Here is a 16,899-nt window from a genome sequence, read left to right on the forward strand (position 1 = left end):
CACGCCGGAATCACATCAGACACCATGCAGTTTCGAACGACCTTCCTGCTGATCGCGGGTGCGCTGGGGCTGGCCTGCACGCCGGTTTTCGCCACCACCCCGCTCACCACGCCGAGCGTTTCGCCGGCCTCCGACCATGCAACGCAGGAGCTGCCGCCAGCGCGCGTCAAGCAGACCCTTGCCGACTACCAGCACTGGCTGGATCGCCTCGCCGAGCGCCACGCCGTTGCCGGACTGGCCACGGCCGTGGTGGTCGACGACAAGGTCGTCTACGAACACACCGTCGGTTACGCCAATACGGTCACCAGGCAGCCGATCACCCCGGAGACCGTGTTCCGGCTCGCCTCGCTGTCTAAGGCGTTCGCCACCGCCGTCACCGGGCTGCTGGTCGACGACGGCAAGCTCGGATGGGATACCCGGCTGATCGACGTGCTGCCGTACTTCAAGCTGAAGGACATGCAGGCGGCGTCGCACGCCACCGTCGCCGATATCCTCGGCCAGCGCCTGGGCCTGCCGCGCAACACCTACGACAACATGCTCGAGGGCGACGCGCCCTACGAGGAACTGGTGCGCAAGCTGGACGAGGTCAGCATGGTCTGCGGCGTGGGCCAGTGCTACGGCTACCAGAACGTCGCCTTCAGCATGATCGGCGACGTGGTGCTGGCGCGCACCGGCGACTTCTTCTACCGCCAGGTCGACAAGCGCATCTTCTACCCGCTGGGCATGACCACTGCCAGCTACGGCCGCGCCGCGCTGGAGGCCAGCAAGAGCTGGGCACGCCCGCACCGCCCCACCAGCGGCGGCTGGGTGCCGTTCGAGCCGAGCGAAACCTATTACCGGGTCGCCCCGGCGGCCGGCGTCAATGCCAGTCTGCGCGACATGGAAAAGTGGCTGATCGCACAGATGGGCGGCCGCCAGGATGTGTTGCCCAGCTCCCTGCTCGACGTGCTGCACACCCCCGGCGTCGCCACTCCCAGCGAGCTGCGCGCCACGCCCTGGCGCAGCGCACGCCTGACCGCCGCGCACTACGCGCTCGGCTGGCGGGTCTACAAGTACGGCGGCGAAACCCTGATCTACCATGCCGGCGCCGTGGCCGGCTATCGCACCATGATCGGATTCTTCCCGAAGTACCGCACCGGCGTGGTCACCCTGTGGAACTCCACCGGGCCGATGCCCAGCGGGCTGATGCCGATGGTGTTCGATGCGTTGCTGGGCTTGCCGCACGTGGACTGGGCCGGCGTCGAAAGCAACGCCAAACCGGCGCAGGCCAGGCCGAGGCCCGCGTCGCGGCGCCCGCATCGCGCATCACGCCGTCGCTGACCCCCGGTCGGCCGGTGCCGGACAAGACGAGGGCGGCGCGTGCCAGGCACCCGCCGCCCTCGTCATGACAGCCGCGGCGCGATCAGAGCTTGAACTCGATCCGCTGCTGCTTGGTGCTGGAGACGGCCACGCCGCTGCGCATGGCCGGAGTGAACTGATAGCGCTCCACTGCGTCCATCGCGGCGCGATCGAAAACGTGGCGCGGCTGCGATTCGACCACCTTGACGTCGCTGGTCTTGCCGTCGGCTTCCACCGTGAACGACACCACCACCCAGCCTTCCTGGCGAGCGCGCATGGCCGAGGTGGGGTAGCGCGCACTGGCCCCCTTCACCAGCACGGCCGCGCTGGTCTGCGCGGTGTCGCCGCCTTCGCTGCTCGCCACGCTGCCGTCCGCCGGCGCCGACTGGCTGGCCGCCGCCTGGCGCGAGGGCTGCGCGGCACGCGACGCCTCTGCCTTCTGCGCCGCCACCTGGGTCTTCTGCTGCTCGGCCAGTTGCTCCGCCTGCTTGTCGGCCGCCGCCTTCTGCGCGGCCACCTGGGCCGCCGCCTTCTGCTGTTCCTGCGCCAGCTGCTGCTGCTTGTCCACCGTCTTGCGCTGGGCATCCAGCTTGGAACGCAGGATGGTCAGGGTGAAGTTGGCCGCGTCAGCCTTGGCCAGCAGGTCGATCTGGCGCTGCGCTTCATTGAAGTCGCGTGAGTTGATCGACTGCTCGGCCGAGGTTGCCGCGAACGGGAAGGTCTCGCGCAGCGCGTCGGAGGCCACCTTGTTGCCAGGCTCCTTCTGCAGCACGCGCAGGTAGTACTCGAACGCGTTGTTGCCGGCCGGCGCCAGGTAGCGCTGCTCGTTCATGGCGGTGCGTGCCTCGGCCAGCAACTGGTCGATGTCCATCACCGCCACGTTGGCCGGGGGAGCCGCCGCCACCCGCGTCGTGGTGGACACCGGCGTCGACGGATGACCGCCCGAATCGGCCATGATCAGCTCCTGGTGCGGCTTGATGATCAGGAACCAGGCGCCCACGGCGAGCAGGGCAAAAATGGAGATGATGGCAATGAGCATGGGCTTGGCGGCCCCGCGCGCATGCCGGCGCACGTCGAGTGTGTATCGGGTATCCATGGTCTCTCGCTGAGTGTCGACAGATACCCGCGCTTTTTCCCCCTGTCGATCCAGGAGCGGCGAATCCCCTGATTCGCCGCGGCGCGGATGGGGGAAAGGTAACTCCAATATCCCGGCACGGCAAATAGCGCGGGAGTTCACGGCACCGCGCGGCGATTTGCTCTACGCGACCGCGACGCCTGGCGGCGGCGGATGGTGACGGAATCAATCACGGAAAGGCCCGGCACCGCGTCGAGGAAAGTGCATGGCGGGCGTCGACGCGACTTCCGTGCCCCTGAAACGAAGCGTCCCGGCCAGGCCGGGACGAAGGCTTCTCGAAGTGCTCTCCCCGCGCTGGGCACCGCGGGGAGAGAAGTCGATAACTTTTCTGGTTGTAGGGTGAAGCGTGTGGCTTACTTCTTCGCTTTCGCGGTCCGGGTGGCCTTCACCACCTTGGCCGGTGCAGCCTTCTTCGCAGTGGCCTTCTTCGCAACCTTCTTCACGGCAGCCTTCTTGGCGGCCGCCGGCTTCTTGGCAGCAGCCTTCTTGGCGGCCGGCTTCTTGGCGACCTTCTTCGCAGCCTTCTTGGCGGCCGGCTTCTTGGCAACCGGCTTCTTCGCGGCGGCCTTCTTCACGGCGGGTTTCTTGGCGGCGGCCTTCTTGGCGGCCGGTTTCTTTGCAGCGGATTTCTTGGCAGTGGCCATGGTTCGTCTTAGCTCCTCATCAGTTGGCAGTGGTTGCCCAGTAAAAGCGTGCAGGAACGCTTCGACCAACAAGTCGCTGTTGGTAGCGTGCCGAAGATTGTTCACTTGGCGGTGGGTGCGCAAATCAGAAAGTCGCCGCAGCACATGCAACGGAATCGAGACGGTGATCTTGCGTACTGCGTTGGCTTTTTCACCGTGCTCGACATACGGCTTGATGAATTTCGTTGTCGCCATAAAACACATTCCCCGTGATCTGTTGCGAAAGCTATCCCCGAAGATTTCGGCTGTCAATTGATTTCAACCATGAAATCAATCCGCTCCGACCTGCCCCGGGTGGGTCGAAAACCCGGTCCGACAAGGCTTTCGGGGTAATGCATAGATATTATGTTTGGACGTCCATACGGCCAAACATAATGTGCATCAAAACAAGGCATGCCCTTGAAACCCTTGCAGGGCAATGCTTTTCAGGCATTCGCCATGTTTCATGTCGAAAATTGTGCTGCAAGACACGTTCGCAAAACGAGCCGCGATACGGGCCGTCCGGCCGCATTTCGCAGATGAACGAAACGCGACTGGAGGCGGCCAGAACGGTATCCCGGCGGGTGAAAAAAATCCGCTGCCCGGGGGTGGAATCCCCGCTTGGCGATGTCGCAGGCGACGGGTGACGGCACCTGTCCGACACCATTCGTCCGTTCCGATTCGCCACGACGCGACGACGATATGTGCGTCGACGAAGGTCCGCATGCACCACCCCGGCATCAAGGCGATGGCATCCGCCACGCACGAGTGGGGATTCTTTTCGCACCGTCGGCATCCGGCGGGAACGCGGCGATGCCACGGTCAAAAACGACGCCGGCCGCACATGGCGGCCGGCGGGATCACGCGGGAAGGCGGAGGCTCAGTGGTCTTCGTTCTCGACCAGTTCCTCGTACTCGTTCGCATCGAGCAGCTCGCCGAGCTCGGCGCGATCGCTCGGACGCACGAGGAAGATCCAGCCTTCGCCGAAGGCGTCCTCGTTGATCGTCTCGGGCTTGTCGTTGAGCAGTTCGTTGACCGCGACCACTTCGCCGGACACCGGCGAATAGATGTCCGAGGCGGCCTTCACCGACTCGACCACCGCCGCGCCGGTGCCGGCCTTCACCGCGGAGCCGATTTCCGGCAGCTCCACGTAGACCAGGTCGCCCAGCTGGTCCTGTGCGTGGTCGGAGATGCCCACCCGGACCAGGCCGTCGTCTTCGGCGCGGGCCCACTCGTGGGATTTGAGGAATTTCAGATCGCCGGGAATCTCGCTCATGATCGGGGTCCAGTCGTTGGGTTGGGTCGGGGTACAGGCGGAGATTCTAGCCACATCCGCCGTCGGAAAAACGTGTTGCGCGGAGCTGCTCAGATCCCTTCGCAGGGCTTGCCGTCGCGCACGAACGGGTACTTCACCAGGCGCACCGGCACCTCGCGGCCACGGATGTCCACCCGGGTCGCGCCCGGGTCGCCCACCGGGATGCGCGCGAACGCCACCGCCTTGTCGAGAGTCGGCGCGAAGCTGCCCGAGAGGATTTCGCCCTCGCCGTTGGCGGTGAGCACCTTCTGGCCGTGGCGCAGCACGCCCTTCTCGTCCAGCACCAGGCCGACCATCACGCGCTTCACGCCGGTGGCCTTCTGCGCCTCCAGCACATTGCGGCCGATGAAATCGCGGCCCTCGTCCAGTGCGATGGTCCAGCCGAGGTTGGCCTCCCACGGCGACACGGCCTCGTCCATGTCCTGGCCGTAGAGGTTCATGCCGGCTTCCAGGCGCAGCGTGTCGCGCGCACCGAGGCCGGCCGGCTTCACGCCGGCGGCGGCCAGCGCCTCCCACAGCGCCACCGCATGCTCGGCCGGCACGATGATCTCGAAACCGTCCTCGCCGGTGTAGCCGGTACGCGCCACGAACAGCGGCATGCCATGCGGGCCCTGCGCGGCCGCGGCGGCGAACTTGCCCAGCTTCTCGATGCGCGGGCGATCCACCTCGTGCAGCACGCCAAGCACCTTCGCGCGCGCGTGCGGGCCCTGCACCGCGATCATCGCGAACTCGGGGCGTTCCTTCACCTGCACGTCGAACGCCTTCGCCTGCTGCTCGATCCAGGCCAGGTCCTTGGCGCGGGTGCCGGCATTCACCACCAGCCGGTAGAACTCGTCGCCGAGGAAGTACACGATCAGATCGTCGATCACCCCGCCCTGCTCGTTCAGCATGCACGAGTACAGCGCCTTGCCATGCGCCTTGAGCTTGTCCACGCTGTTGGCCAGCAGATGGCGCAGGAAGTCCTTCGTGCGCGCACCATGCAGGTCGATCACGGTCATGTGCGAGACGTCGAACATGCCGGCGTCGCGGCGCACCGCGTGGTGTTCCTCGATCTGCGAGCCGTAGTTGATCGGCATGTCCCAGCCGCCGAAATCGACCATGCGCGCCCCGAGCGCGCGGTGGGTGGCGTTGAGTACGGTTTTCTCGGTCATCGCGGAGGTCGCCTGGCGGGGGAAGTCCCGCATTATCGCCGCCGGCCCCGGGCAATCCAAGCGGTGCGCGGCCGTTGGCCGCGGCGCGTCAGTCGTCCGCGCCGCCGTCCAGCGTGGCCACGATCCGCGCCACCACCTGTTCGGCCAGTTCCTCCGGCCGCCGCCCCGCCCCTGCCAGGTGGATGTCCGGCGCCTCGGGGCGCTCGTACGGCGCGTCGATGCCGGTGAAGTTGCGGATCGCGCCGGCACGGGCCTTGCGGTAAAGCCCCTTGGGATCGCGCCGCTCGCATTCCTCCAGCGGCGTATCGACGAACACCTCCATGAACTCCGAAGCGGCGAACAGCTCGCGTGCCGACTGCCGCTCGCTGCGGTACGGCGAGATCACGCTGACCAGCACGATCAGCCCGGCGTCCACCATCAGGTGCGCCACCTCGGCGATGCGGCGGATGTTCTCCACGCGATCCTCCGGGGTGAAGCCCAGGTCGCGGTTGATGCCGTGGCGCACGTTGTCGCCGTCGAGCAGATAGGTGTGGCAGCCCAGCGCGTGCAGGCGGCGCTCGACCAGGTTGGCGACGGTGGACTTGCCGGCGCCGGACAGGCCGGTGAACCACAGGCACAGCGGCTGCTGCCCCTTGCTGGCGGCGCGCACGGACTTGTCGATGTCGACATGCTGCCAGTGCACGTTGGCCGAGCGGCCCAGCGCGAAGTCGAGCATGCCGCAGGCCACCGTGGCGTTGTTCTGGCGGTCGATCAGGATGAAGCCGCCCAGCGTGCGGTTGTCCGCGTAGGCCTCGAACGCGACCTCCTCGTCCAGGCCGAGCGTGCAGTAGCCCACCTCGTTGAGTTCCAGATGGCGCGCGGCCAGCCGTGCCTGGCTGTTCACGTCCACCTTGTGCTTGATCGCCATCACCCGCGCGTTGACCGTGCGCGTGCCGAGCTTCAGCCAGTAGGCGCGATTGGGCAGCAGCGCGCTGTCGCCCAGCCACAGCAGGTGGCAGGTGAACTGGTCGGCCACCGGCGCGGGGCGCAGCGCGTCGGCGATCACGTCGCCGCGGCTGGCGTCCAGCTCGCGGTCCAGGCACAGCGTCACCGCCTGGCCGTCGCCAGCGCTGTCCAGTTCGCCGTCGGCGGTGACGATGCGCTCGATGCGCGCCCGCTGCAGGCCAGGCTGCACCACCACCTCGTCGCCCTTCGCCACGCGGCCGCCGCAGATCGTGCCGGCGTAGCCGCGGAACGACTGGTCGGGCCGGTTCACCCACTGCACCGGCATGCGGAAATCCGCCGCCCGGGCCGGCGCCGCATCGGCCGATTCCAGCAACTCCAGCAGGCTGGGGCCCTGGTACCAGGGCATGTGCGCGGAACGCGTGCCGACGTTGTCGCCGCCCGGCGCGATCACCGGCAGGCATTCCACGCGGGCGATGCCCAGCCCCTGCGCCAGTGCCCGGTAGGCTTCGCTGATTTCGCGGTAGACGGCCTCGTCGCCATCGACCAGGTCCATCTTGTTCACCGCCAGCACCACCTGGCGGATGCCGAGCAGGCTGCATATATAAGTGTGCCGGCGGGTCTGCGGCAGCAGCCCCTTGCGCGCGTCCACCAGCACCACCGCCAGCTCGGCGTTGGAGGCGCCGGTGGCCATGTTGCGCGTGTACTGCTCGTGGCCGGGGCAATCGGCCACGATGAAGCTGCGCCGCGCGGTGTGGAAGTAGCGGTAGGCGACGTCGATGGTGATGCCCTGCTCGCGCTCCGCGTCCAGCCCGTCGGTGAGCAGGGCGAAGTCCAGCGTGTCGCCTGCGTCGGCATGCAGCCGGCGGCTGTCGCGCGCCAGCGCGGCGAGCTGATCGTCCGGCACCGTGCCGGCGTCATACAGCAGGCGGCCTAGCAGGGTGCTCTTGCCGTCGTCCACGCTGCCGCAGGTGATGAAGCGCAGCAGGCTCTTGTCGGCGTCGGCAGCCGTGATGGCGGAAACAGTCGATGCGGCCATCAGAAGTAGCCCTCCTGCTTCTTGCGTTCCATCGAGGCGTCGGGGTCGTGGTCGATCACGCGGCCCTGCCGCTCGGAGCTGCGCGAGTCGGCCATCTCGGCGATGATCTTGTCCAGCGTGTCGGCGGACGACTCCACCGCGCCGGTGAGCGGGTAGCAGCCCAGCGTGCGGAAGCGCACTTCGCGCATTTCCACCGCCTCGCCCTCGCGCAGCGCGAGGCGTTCGTCGTCGACCATGATCAGGGCGCCGTCGCGCGCCACCACCGGGCGCGGTCTGGCGAAGTACAGCGGTACTACCGGGATGCCCTCGCGGCGGATGTACAGCCACACGTCCATCTCGGTCCAGTTGGACAGCGGGAACACCCGCACGCTCTCGCCCTTGCGGATCTGCGTGTTGTAGGTATGCCAGAACTCCGGGCGCTGGCGTTTCGGGTCCCAGCGGTGCTGCCCGTTGCGGAACGAGAACACGCGCTCCTTCGCGCGCGACTTCTCTTCGTCGCGGCGGGCGCCGCCGATCGCCGCGTCGAAGCCGTACCGGTCCAGCGCCTGCTTCAGCGCCTGGGTCTTCATCACGTCGGTGTGCACGGTGGCGCCGTGGGTGAGCGGCGAGATGCCCTGGCGCACGCCGTCCTCGTTGATGTGCACCAGCACCTGCACGTCGCCGACCGCGGCCACCTGGTCGCGGAACGCGATCATCTCGCGGAATTTCCAGGTGGTGTCCACGTGCAGCAGCGGCATCGGCGGCTTCGCCGGGTAGAAGGCCTTGCGCAGCAGGTGCAGCAGCACCGAGGAATCCTTGCCGATCGAATAGAGCATCACCGGGTGGCGGAAGCTGGCCGCCACCTCGCGGAAGATGTGGATGCTTTCCGCCTCCAGATCGTCCAGGTGCGAATGCGTTGGCGCGTTGTCTGTGCTCATGCGTGGAACCCAAGCTGGTCTTGCGCGGACGCGCCATCGCGCGCCGGTCATCCGGCCATGTTACGCGATCGCCGGCGGGGTTCCGAAATAACCTCGGCGCGCCGCGTGGTGCGCGCAGGGCATATGTGGGTGAATTTCCCCTCCCCCTGCGTGCAGGGGGAGGCCGGGAGGGGGTGCTTCTCGGGATGAGCGCACGAGCAAAAAGCACCCCACCCCAACCCTCCCCTGCGTGCAGGGGAGGGTGCGCGACGCACGTCAGGCGATCGCCGGATATACCGGCTCGGCATCCAGCGTGGCCGCGCACACCGCGGCCAGTTCCAGCAGGCGCAGGTCCGAGCCGCGCGCACCGACCAGTTGCAGGCCCACCGGCATGCCGTTGGGCAGCGTGCCCATCGGCAGGCTCACCGCAGGGCAACCGGCCAGGCTGGCGAAGCTGGTGAGGTCGGCTTGCGAATCCGGCACCGGGCCGTCCAGCGGGAATGCGCCCTGCGGCGTGGTGGGCAGCACCAGCACGTCGACCTGGGCGAACAGCCGCCGCATCTTCAGCGTGGCCGCGTCGAGCACGCGGTCGGCCTTGGCGTAGTCGGCGGCGCTCTTGCCGGCGGCGTAGCCGAGCAGGCGGCGGAAGTTTTCCGAGACCGGGCGTTCGGTGCTGGCCAGGTCCGCGGCGAAGGTGCCAAGCATCTCCGCCTCCATCAGCAGCAGGCCGGCGCGGCGGGTGCGGGCGAAATCCCAGTCGGCGAAGTCGACCGTGCGCAGCTCGCCCAGCGCATGCGGCAGCTTCGCCAGCGCCGTCTCGAACACCTCGATCACTTCCGGCTGCACGCCCAGCGCGGCAAGATCGGGCAGCAGGCCGGTGCGCAGGTTGCCCGGCTCCCAGTCCGGCAGCGCGAACGCGACCCGGCGCCGGCGCGAACGCGCGTCGTCGGCGTCGTAGCCGGCCAGCACCTGCAGCAGCACGGTGAGGTCGTCCACGCTGCGCGCCAAGAGGCCGACCGCGTCGAGCCGGCGCGCGGCCGGCAGCATGCCGCGGGTGGAGATCTCACCGTGAGTGGGCTTCAGCGCATACACGCCGCAATAGCTGGCCGGGATGCGGATCGAGCCGAGGCTGTCCGAACCGACCGCGGCCACCGCCAGCCCCGCGGCCACCGCCGCCGCGGCGCCGCCGGAAGAACCGCCGGCGGTGTAGCCGTGGCGATACGGGTTGTGGGTGGCGCCAAAATGCGGGTTGTCGGTGACCGCACCCAGCGCGCCCTCGTCCATGTTGGTCTTGCCCAGCAGCATCGCGCCGGAGGCGCGCAGCCGCGCCACCACGTGAGAATCCTCCTGCACCGGCCGGCCGCGGCCGGGCAAGCCGGCCCGGGTGGGCCAGCCGGCAATGTCGAAATTGTCCTTCAGCGCGATCGGGATGCCGTCCAGCCGGCCGATCACGCCGTCGCGGCGACGCCGGTCGGCCAGTTCCGCCTGATCCTGCAGCAGGCCGGAGCGCTGGTCGACATAGGCATGCAGCCCGGGATCGATCCGCTCGATGGCCTGCTGGTAGACATCGGCCAGTACCCGCGGCTGTACCCGGCCCACCGCCAGCCAGTGCAGCAGCTGGCACAGCGAGGCACGGCGCAGGTCGAGGTCGGCGATAGGCGGCATCGAATTCATGGACACTCCTCGGGTTCCCCGATTATCGCCGCCTCCGGTGAATCGATTGCAAGCGGTAGCGCAGCACGCGTTGCCGCCCGCCGCCCGAAAACGGACAATGGCGGTCCGGGTCCATACCCGCACGCACGGCAAACACCGGCACCTTCACCCGCATCAGGAATTCCGCCATGAGCGAACGCGAAACCATGGAATACGACGTCGTCGTGGTCGGCGCCGGCCCGGCCGGCCTGTCGTTCGCGATCCGCCTGAAGCAGATCAAGCCGGAAACGAGCGTGTGCGTGATCGAGAAGGCCTCGACGGTCGGCGCGCAGATCCTCTCCGGCGCGGTGATCGAGCCGCAGCCGCTGGACGCGCTGCTGCCCGGCTGGCGCGACAACCCACCGCCGATCTGCGTGCCCGCCGGCGAGGACGAGTTCTGGCTGCTCAGCAAGACCGGCGGGCGCAAGCTGCCGGTGGTGCCGCCGGGCATGCGCAACCACGGCAACTTCATCGTCTCGCTGGGCGCCATGTGCGCGTGGCTGGCACCGCAGGCCGAGGCGCTGGGCGTGGACGTGTTCCCCGGCTTCGCCGCCGCCGAAAACATCTACAACGAGGACGGTTCGGTCGCCGGCGTGCGCATCGGCGACATGGGCGTGGCGAAGGACGGCACGCACAAGAGCGGCTATACCCAGGGCATCGACATCAAGGCAAAGGTCACCGTGCTGGCCGAAGGCGCGCGCGGCAGCCTCACCAAGCAGTTGGTCAAGCGCTTCGCGCTGGACAAGGAAAGCGACCCGCAGGGCTATTCCATCGGCATCAAGGAACTGTGGCAGCTGCCGCCCGGCCGCGTCACCCCGGGCAAGATCGTGCACAGCTTCGGCTGGCCCGCCGACACGCATACTTATGGCGGCAGCTTCATGTACCACCTGGACAAGGACCGCATCGCGCTCGGCTACGTCAGCGGGCTCGACTACAGCGACCCGGCGTACCAGCCGTGGGAAGCGTTCCAGCAGTGGAAGAACCACCCGATGAACCTGCCGCTGCTGGAAGGCGGCAGCATCCTTTCCGCCGGCGCGCGCGCGATCGTCACCGGCGGCTGGCAGTCGCTGCCGAAATGCGAAATGCCCGGCGCGCTCTTGATCGGCGACACCGCCGGCCTGCTCAACGTGCCCAAGGTGAAGGGCACGCACCAGGCGATCAGGAGCGGCATGCTCGCCGCCGAGCACCTGGCCGCGAACGGCCTGGACCCGGCCGGCTTCGACGCGAAGCTGCGCGGCTCGGACGCGATGGCCGAGCTGAAGAAGGTGCGCAACATCAAGCCCGCGTTCAAGAAGGGCCTGTGGTTCGGCATGCTCAACGCCGCCTGGGAAACCGTCACCGGCGGGCTGTCGCCGTGGACGCTGAAGAACAAGGCCGACTGGTCCAGCCTGCACAAGCTGGGCCAGCAGGAGGAGCCGAAGCGCGACTACGTGCAGCGCCCGCTGCCGCCACGCGATCGCCTGGCCGGCGTCTACTTCGCCGCCACCGAGCACGACGAGGACCAGCCGGTCCACCTGCACGTGGCCGACACCGACATCTGCGCCACGAAGTGCGTCGAGGAATACGACAACCCCTGCACCCGCTTCTGCCCGGCCGCGGTCTACGAAATGGTGGCAGACACCAGCGCCCCGCACGGCAAGCGCCTGCAGGTCAACGCAGCCAACTGCGTGCACTGCAAGACCTGTGACATCAAGGACCCGTACGAGATCATCACCTGGGTCACGCCGGAAGGCGGCTCGGGGCCGAATTACCAGAATCTTTGAAATGGCGTGGAGACACGGCGGCCGTCATCTAGACAACGGCATCACCGCCCAGTCACGCGTCGATCGCTTGTTGCGTGATGCGCAACATGCTAATGTCGACATATGATCAAGTCGTTTCGGCACAAGGGCTTGCGCAAGCTCTTCGAAACCGGAAGCACGGCCGGCGTCCAGGCAACGCATGCCAAGAGGCTGCGAATGCAATTGGCTGCCCTGGACACCGCGCAGTCCATTGACGACATGGATTTGCCAGGCTTCGCCCTGCACCCGCTCAAAGGCGGGATGCAGGGCCGCTGGGCCGTCTCGGTCAATGGAAACTGGCGGCTGACGTTCGAGTTCCAGGACGGGAACGCCTACGTCCTGAACTACGAGGACTATCACTGATGCCCATGTACAACCCTCCCCATCCCGGCGAGTTCATCACGAACATCTACCTTGAGCCCAACGGCATCAGTGGTCGCGAGCTGGCGGCCAAGCTCGACGTGGCCGCCTCCACCCTCAGTCGCATCCTGAACGGCACGAGCCGCGTCACTCCGGAGATGGCACTGCGTCTTTCCAAGGCGATCGGCCGCACCCCCGAGAGCTGGTTGCTGCTGCAGGACAACCATGATCTCTGGGTTGCGCGCCAGCACGTGGATCTGAAGCGCGTGGCCAAGCTTCGTTTGGCAACAGCGTGACTTCGGCATCGAGGACAGTCCGCTGATCGGCAACCTGCACTGGCGACTCAAGCGCCTCGGCTACCTGTGGCAGCGCACGCGCGGCAGCCTGGCGCTGCGCGGCTGGCGCGGCACGCTGGCGCGCATGCGGCAGGAGTTCCAGTCACGCCCCGAACTCGATGAAGCGCTGACGCTGCTGCCGCTGGACGAACCGTTCACGCCATTCGCGGTGCCGCTCAGCGAGCAGCCGCGGGTGTCGGTGATCATCCCGGTCCACGGCGAGCTTGCGCATACCCTCGCCTGCCTGCGCTCGCTGGTGCGGCATGGCGCGCAGGCGCCGTTCGAGGTGATCGTGGTGGACGACGCCTCGCTGGACGCAAGCGCCGCCACGCTGATGCGGATCGACGGCCTGCGCCTGCTGCACAACACCGCCAACCTCGGCTTCATCGGCAGCTGCAACGCCGGCGCCGCCATGGCCCGCGGCGAATTCCTGCTGTTCCTCAACAACGACACCCAGGTGACGCCCGGCTGGATGGACGGACTGCTGGACTGCTTCGCCGAACGCGCCGACTGCGGCGTCGCAGGCAGCCGGCTGGTGTATCCGGACGGGCGACTGCAGGAAGCGGGCGGCCTGGTGTTTGCCGACGGCAGCTGCTGGACCACCGGCCGCTTCGAACCGCGCGACATGCCGCTGTTCCGCTGCCGTCGCGAGGTCGACTACGTCTCCGGCGCCTCGCTGCTGATCCGCCACGAACTGTTCCAGCGCATCAGCGGTTTCGACATGCGCTACGCACCGGCCTACTACGAGGATGTCGATCTGGCGTTCGCGGTGCGCCGGCTCGGCCTGCGCGTGTACTACGAGCCGGCCAGCACGGTGATCCACTGCGAAGGCATCAGCGCCGGCACCAACCTCGACCGCGGCATGAAGCGCCACCAGCGGCCCAACCAGGCGAAGTTTGTCGATAAATGGACGACCGAACTCGCCGCCCAGCCGCCCGCCGGCACGCCACTCGAGCGCGCGATCCACTGGCGCCGGCGCGGCCGCGTGCTGGTGGTGGATGCGATGACGCCGGAGCCCGCGCGCGACTCCGGCTCGCTGCGCCTGTGCGCGATCCTGCGCCTGCTCGACGAACAGGGCTGGAGCACCGCCTTCCTGCCCGACGACGGCCGCGCCAGCCCGGCGGAGATCGACGCGCTCGGCGCCCTGGGCTGCGAAGTGCTGTGCAAGCCATGGGTGGCTGACCTGCCGCGCTGGCTGCGCGAGCACGGCGGCGAACTGCACGCGGTGATCCTGTGCCGGCACACCGTGGCCGGCCAGTACGCCGGCCTGGTGCGCCGGCATGCGCCGCAGGCGAAGCTGCTGTTCGACACGGTGGACCTGCACTTCCTGCGCGAACGGCGCGCCGCCGAACTCGGCGGCAGCGCCATCATGGCCCGCCAGGCCGAAGCCGCGCGCCGCAGCGAGCTGGCCCTGATCGAACAGGCCGACGTCAGCTTCGTGGTCAGCCCGCACGAGCGGACCTTGCTGGCGCGGCTGTTGCCGCAGGCGCGGGTGGAGCTGCTGTCCAACATCCACGAGGTGCATGGCTGCAGGCAGCCGCACGCGGGGCGGCGCGACCTGGTCTTCATCGGCGGCTACGGCCACCCACCGAACAGCGACGCGGTCCGCTGGATCGCGGGCGAGATCCTGCCGAAGCTGCGCGAGGCGCTACCCGGCCTGCGCGTGCACGTGCTCGGCGACATGCCGGACGCGGCGCGGCACGAGCTGGCCACGCCGGGTCTCGAATTCCACGGCCGCGTGGCCGAGTTGGCACCCTGGCTGGACCGCTGCCTCGCCACGCTGGCGCCGCTGCGTTTCGGCGCCGGCGTCAAGGGCAAGATCAACATGTCGATGAGCCACGGCGTGCCGGTGATCGCCACCACCCTCGCGGTGGAAGGCATGCAGCTCGCCGACGGCGTGAACGTGCTCGTGGCTGACGATGCCGCCGCCGTCGTCGACGCGGTCCTGCGGCTGCAGCGCGACAACGCGCTCTGGACACTGCTCTCCGTACGCGGGCTCGACAACGTACAGCAGCATTTCTCTGCAGCAGCAGCCGCCGCCATCCTGCGTCGCGTGCTGGATTGACCACGCACGCGCCAGCGCCGATGCTTCGCCATCATCACCGATAAGCCGCCATGTCCGCCCGCGACTTCGCCAAACGCTGTCTGTTCACCGTGCTGCGCACCGGCTTCCGGCTCACCCCGATGCCGGGCGCCACGCGCGACCGGCTGCGCCAACGCTTCCTGGATCGGCACGCCTACCTGCTGCCGCGGGGGCCGCGTGGTCGGTCGGCCGAGGTGCCGCAGACCGAACATCGGCCTCGCCGCCAGGCCGCCGGGCGCGCGATCGGTTTCGTCCCACGGCGCAGCGGCACGCTGCCGACGCCGCTGCCAGCCACGGTGGTGGCGTTCTACCTGCCGCAGTTCCATCCGATTCCCGAAAACGACGCGTGGTGGGGCGAGGGCTTCACCGAATGGCACAACGTGACGCGCGCGCTGCCGCAGTTCGAGGGGCATGTACAACCGCGCCTGCCCGGCGAGCTGGGCTTCTACGACCTGCGCCTGGCGGACACGATGCGCCGGCAGATGCAGCTGGCCCGCGAATACGGCGTCGGCGCGTTCTGCAGCTACTTCTACTGGTTCGCCGGCAAGACCCTGCTGGAAACGCCGCTGCAGCAATGGCTGGCCGACCCCACGCTGGACCTGCCGCTGTGCCTGTGCTGGGCCAACGAAAACTGGTCGCGGCGCTGGGATGGCCGCGCCGACGACATACTGATCGGCCAGCAGCACAGCCCCGCCGACGACCTCGCCTTCATCGAGCACATCGCGCGATATCTCGCCGAACCGCGCTACCTGCGCGTCGACGGCAAGCCGCTGCTGCTGGTCTACCGCCCGGGCCTGCTGCCGGACCCGAAGGCGACCACCACGCGCTGGCGCGAATGGTGTCGTGCCAACGGCATCGGCGAGATCCACCTGGCCTATGTGCAGAGTTTCGACCGGGCCGACCCGCGCACGATCGGCTTCGACGCCGCAGTGGAATTCCCGCCGAACAACACCACGCTCGCGCCGATCACCGCGCGGCAGCACCTGCTCAACCCGGACTACCGCGGCGACGTGCACGACTGGCGCGAGCTAGCCCGGCAGTCGATGGCACAACCCGAGCCCGCCTATCCGCGCTACCCCGGCGTCAATCCTGGCTGGGACAACGAGCCGCGGCGCAGCGGCGGCGGCCGCGTGTTCGCGCATGCCTCGCCACGCGGCTACCGCGACTGGCTGCGCCATGCCGTCGGTGCCGCGCAGCGGCGCTTTCCGGCGCAGCCGCTGGTCTTCGTCAACGCCTGGAACGAATGGGCCGAAGGCGCCGTGCTGGAACCGGACAGCCGGCTCGGCCATGCCTGGCTGGAGGCCACCCGTGCCGCGCTGCAGCCCGCGCCGGCCGCCGATACGCGCCCCTGCGCGGTGATCCACGTCTGGTATCCCGAACTGCTGGATGAACTGGTGGCAGCGTTGCGCGCCAGCGGCATCGACTGGCGCATCGTCATCACCACCGCTCACGAGCGCGAAAAGGCCGTGCGCGAACAAGTGGCGCAGCTCGGCCTCGACGCCGAAATCGAGGTGTTCGAGAACCGCGGCCGCGACATCCTGCCGTTCCTGCACGTGGCCAACCGCCTGCTCGACGAAGGCGTCACCACCGTGCTAAAGCTGCACGGCAAGCGCTCAACCCATCGCCAGGACGGCGAGACCTGGCGCCGCGAACTGCTCGACAAGCTGCTCGCGCCCGAACGCGCTGCACGCATCGCAACTGCCTTCCGCGACGACGCCACGCTGGGCCTGGTGTACGCCGAGGGCCACTTGCAGTTGCTTGGTCACTATTGGGGCGCCAATCGTGCCAACGTCGAGTATCTGACTTGTCGCCTCGGTATTCCCTCCCCCCAGGATTGCGACGAACGCTTCATCGCCGGCAGCATGCTGTGGCTGCGCCCGGCCGTACTGCGCCCGCTGCTGGACGCCCATCTCGGCATGGAGGAATTCGAGCCCGAAGCGGGCCAGCTTGACGGCACCCTGGCCCACGCCGTCGAGCGCGTGCTCACCCTCGCCGCCGGCGCCGGCGGCTTCCGCACCGCAGACGCCGCCGCCCTGCTCGGCCTCGTCGAAACCCGGCCCCAGCCTTATCCCTACGCGCAGCGCAGCGGCTGAACACCGCGACGCCACGCCGCGGCGGCGCCTGGTTCGTACGAATGTTTGAGGCCGGGTAGAATGAACGTTCCGCGCCC

13 protein-coding genes are annotated in these 16,899 nt (G+C 68.3%); 6 read left to right on the plus strand and 7 right to left on the minus strand.

All coding sequences use genetic code 11. The features are described from left to right. Window positions 1-24 precede the first annotated feature (24 nt). Entirely contained in the window at window positions 25-1,320 is a 1,296-nt protein-coding gene (locus DEO45_RS02095) for a serine hydrolase domain-containing protein (RefSeq protein WP_114340670.1), read from the plus strand. A gap of 82 nt (window positions 1,321-1,402) precedes the next feature. On the opposite strand, the gene DEO45_RS02100 is transcribed toward DEO45_RS02095, so the two are convergent. The 7 genes from DEO45_RS02100 to DEO45_RS02130 all read right to left on the minus strand — a co-directional run bounded on the left by DEO45_RS02100 (window position 1,403) and on the right by DEO45_RS02130 (window position 10,152). Next, on the minus strand, window positions 1,403-2,434 hold the full coding sequence (locus DEO45_RS02100; protein ID WP_114340671.1) for an energy transducer TonB: 1,032 nt from the start codon (window positions 2,432-2,434) through the stop codon (window positions 1,403-1,405). 392 nt (window positions 2,435-2,826) lie between these two features. Next, window positions 2,827-3,351: a met regulon transcriptional regulator MetJ gene (metJ, locus tag DEO45_RS16825; protein WP_114340672.1), complete on the minus strand. Its 525-nt coding sequence runs from the start codon at window positions 3,349-3,351 to the stop codon at window positions 2,827-2,829. 664 nt (window positions 3,352-4,015) lie between these two features. Continuing rightward, entirely contained in the window at window positions 4,016-4,411 is a 396-nt protein-coding gene (gene gcvH, locus DEO45_RS02110; protein ID WP_114340673.1) for a glycine cleavage system protein GcvH, read from the minus strand. A gap of 89 nt (window positions 4,412-4,500) precedes the next feature. After that, window positions 4,501-5,601 (minus strand): glycine cleavage system aminomethyltransferase GcvT, encoded by a 1,101-nt coding sequence (gcvT, locus tag DEO45_RS02115; RefSeq protein ID WP_114340674.1) that lies wholly within the window; start codon window positions 5,599-5,601, stop codon window positions 4,501-4,503. Window positions 5,602-5,689: 88 nt separating this feature from the next. Continuing rightward, the gene (cysC, locus tag DEO45_RS02120; protein ID WP_114340675.1) at window positions 5,690-7,582 is read right to left on the minus strand and encodes an adenylyl-sulfate kinase; all 1,893 of its coding nucleotides are present in this window, start codon (window positions 7,580-7,582) and stop codon (window positions 5,690-5,692) included. Continuing rightward, the gene (cysD, locus tag DEO45_RS02125; protein WP_114340676.1) at window positions 7,582-8,499 is read right to left on the minus strand and encodes a sulfate adenylyltransferase subunit CysD; all 918 of its coding nucleotides are present in this window, start codon (window positions 8,497-8,499) and stop codon (window positions 7,582-7,584) included. Before cysD ends, cysC begins: the two co-directional genes overlap by 1 nt. 255 nt (window positions 8,500-8,754) lie before the next feature. Continuing rightward, entirely contained in the window at window positions 8,755-10,152 is a 1,398-nt protein-coding gene (locus DEO45_RS02130) for an amidase (protein ID WP_114340677.1), read from the minus strand. Window positions 10,153-10,319: 167 nt separating this feature from the next. Between DEO45_RS02130 and DEO45_RS02135 the strand changes: the two genes are divergently transcribed. From DEO45_RS02135 to DEO45_RS02155, 5 genes are all read left to right on the plus strand, one after another. After that, the gene (locus tag DEO45_RS02135) at window positions 10,320-11,933 is read left to right on the plus strand and encodes an electron transfer flavoprotein-ubiquinone oxidoreductase (RefSeq protein WP_114340678.1); all 1,614 of its coding nucleotides are present in this window, start codon (window positions 10,320-10,322) and stop codon (window positions 11,931-11,933) included. 102 nt (window positions 11,934-12,035) lie between these two features. After that, the gene (locus DEO45_RS02140) at window positions 12,036-12,314 is read left to right on the plus strand and encodes a type II toxin-antitoxin system RelE/ParE family toxin (protein ID WP_114340679.1); all 279 of its coding nucleotides are present in this window, start codon (window positions 12,036-12,038) and stop codon (window positions 12,312-12,314) included. Further along, window positions 12,314-12,607 carry a HigA family addiction module antitoxin gene (locus DEO45_RS02145; protein WP_114340680.1) on the plus strand — a complete coding sequence of 98 codons (294 nt, stop codon included), beginning with the start codon at window positions 12,314-12,316 and terminating at the stop codon, window positions 12,605-12,607. Before DEO45_RS02140 ends, DEO45_RS02145 begins: the two co-directional genes overlap by 1 nt. Window positions 12,608-12,731: 124 nt before the next feature. After that, on the plus strand, window positions 12,732-14,711 hold the full coding sequence (locus DEO45_RS02150; RefSeq protein WP_189339654.1) for a glycosyltransferase: 1,980 nt from the start codon (window positions 12,732-12,734) through the stop codon (window positions 14,709-14,711). A gap of 50 nt (window positions 14,712-14,761) precedes the next feature. After that, window positions 14,762-16,822, plus strand: coding sequence for a glycoside hydrolase family 99-like domain-containing protein (locus tag DEO45_RS02155; RefSeq protein WP_114340682.1), 2,061 nt, complete (start codon window positions 14,762-14,764; stop codon window positions 16,820-16,822). The last annotated feature ends 77 nt before the right edge of the window (window positions 16,823-16,899 follow it).

It is taken from the genome of Rhodanobacter denitrificans (assembly GCF_003335105.1).
GTDB classification, from domain to species: Bacteria; Pseudomonadota; Gammaproteobacteria; order Xanthomonadales; family Rhodanobacteraceae; genus Rhodanobacter; species Rhodanobacter denitrificans_A.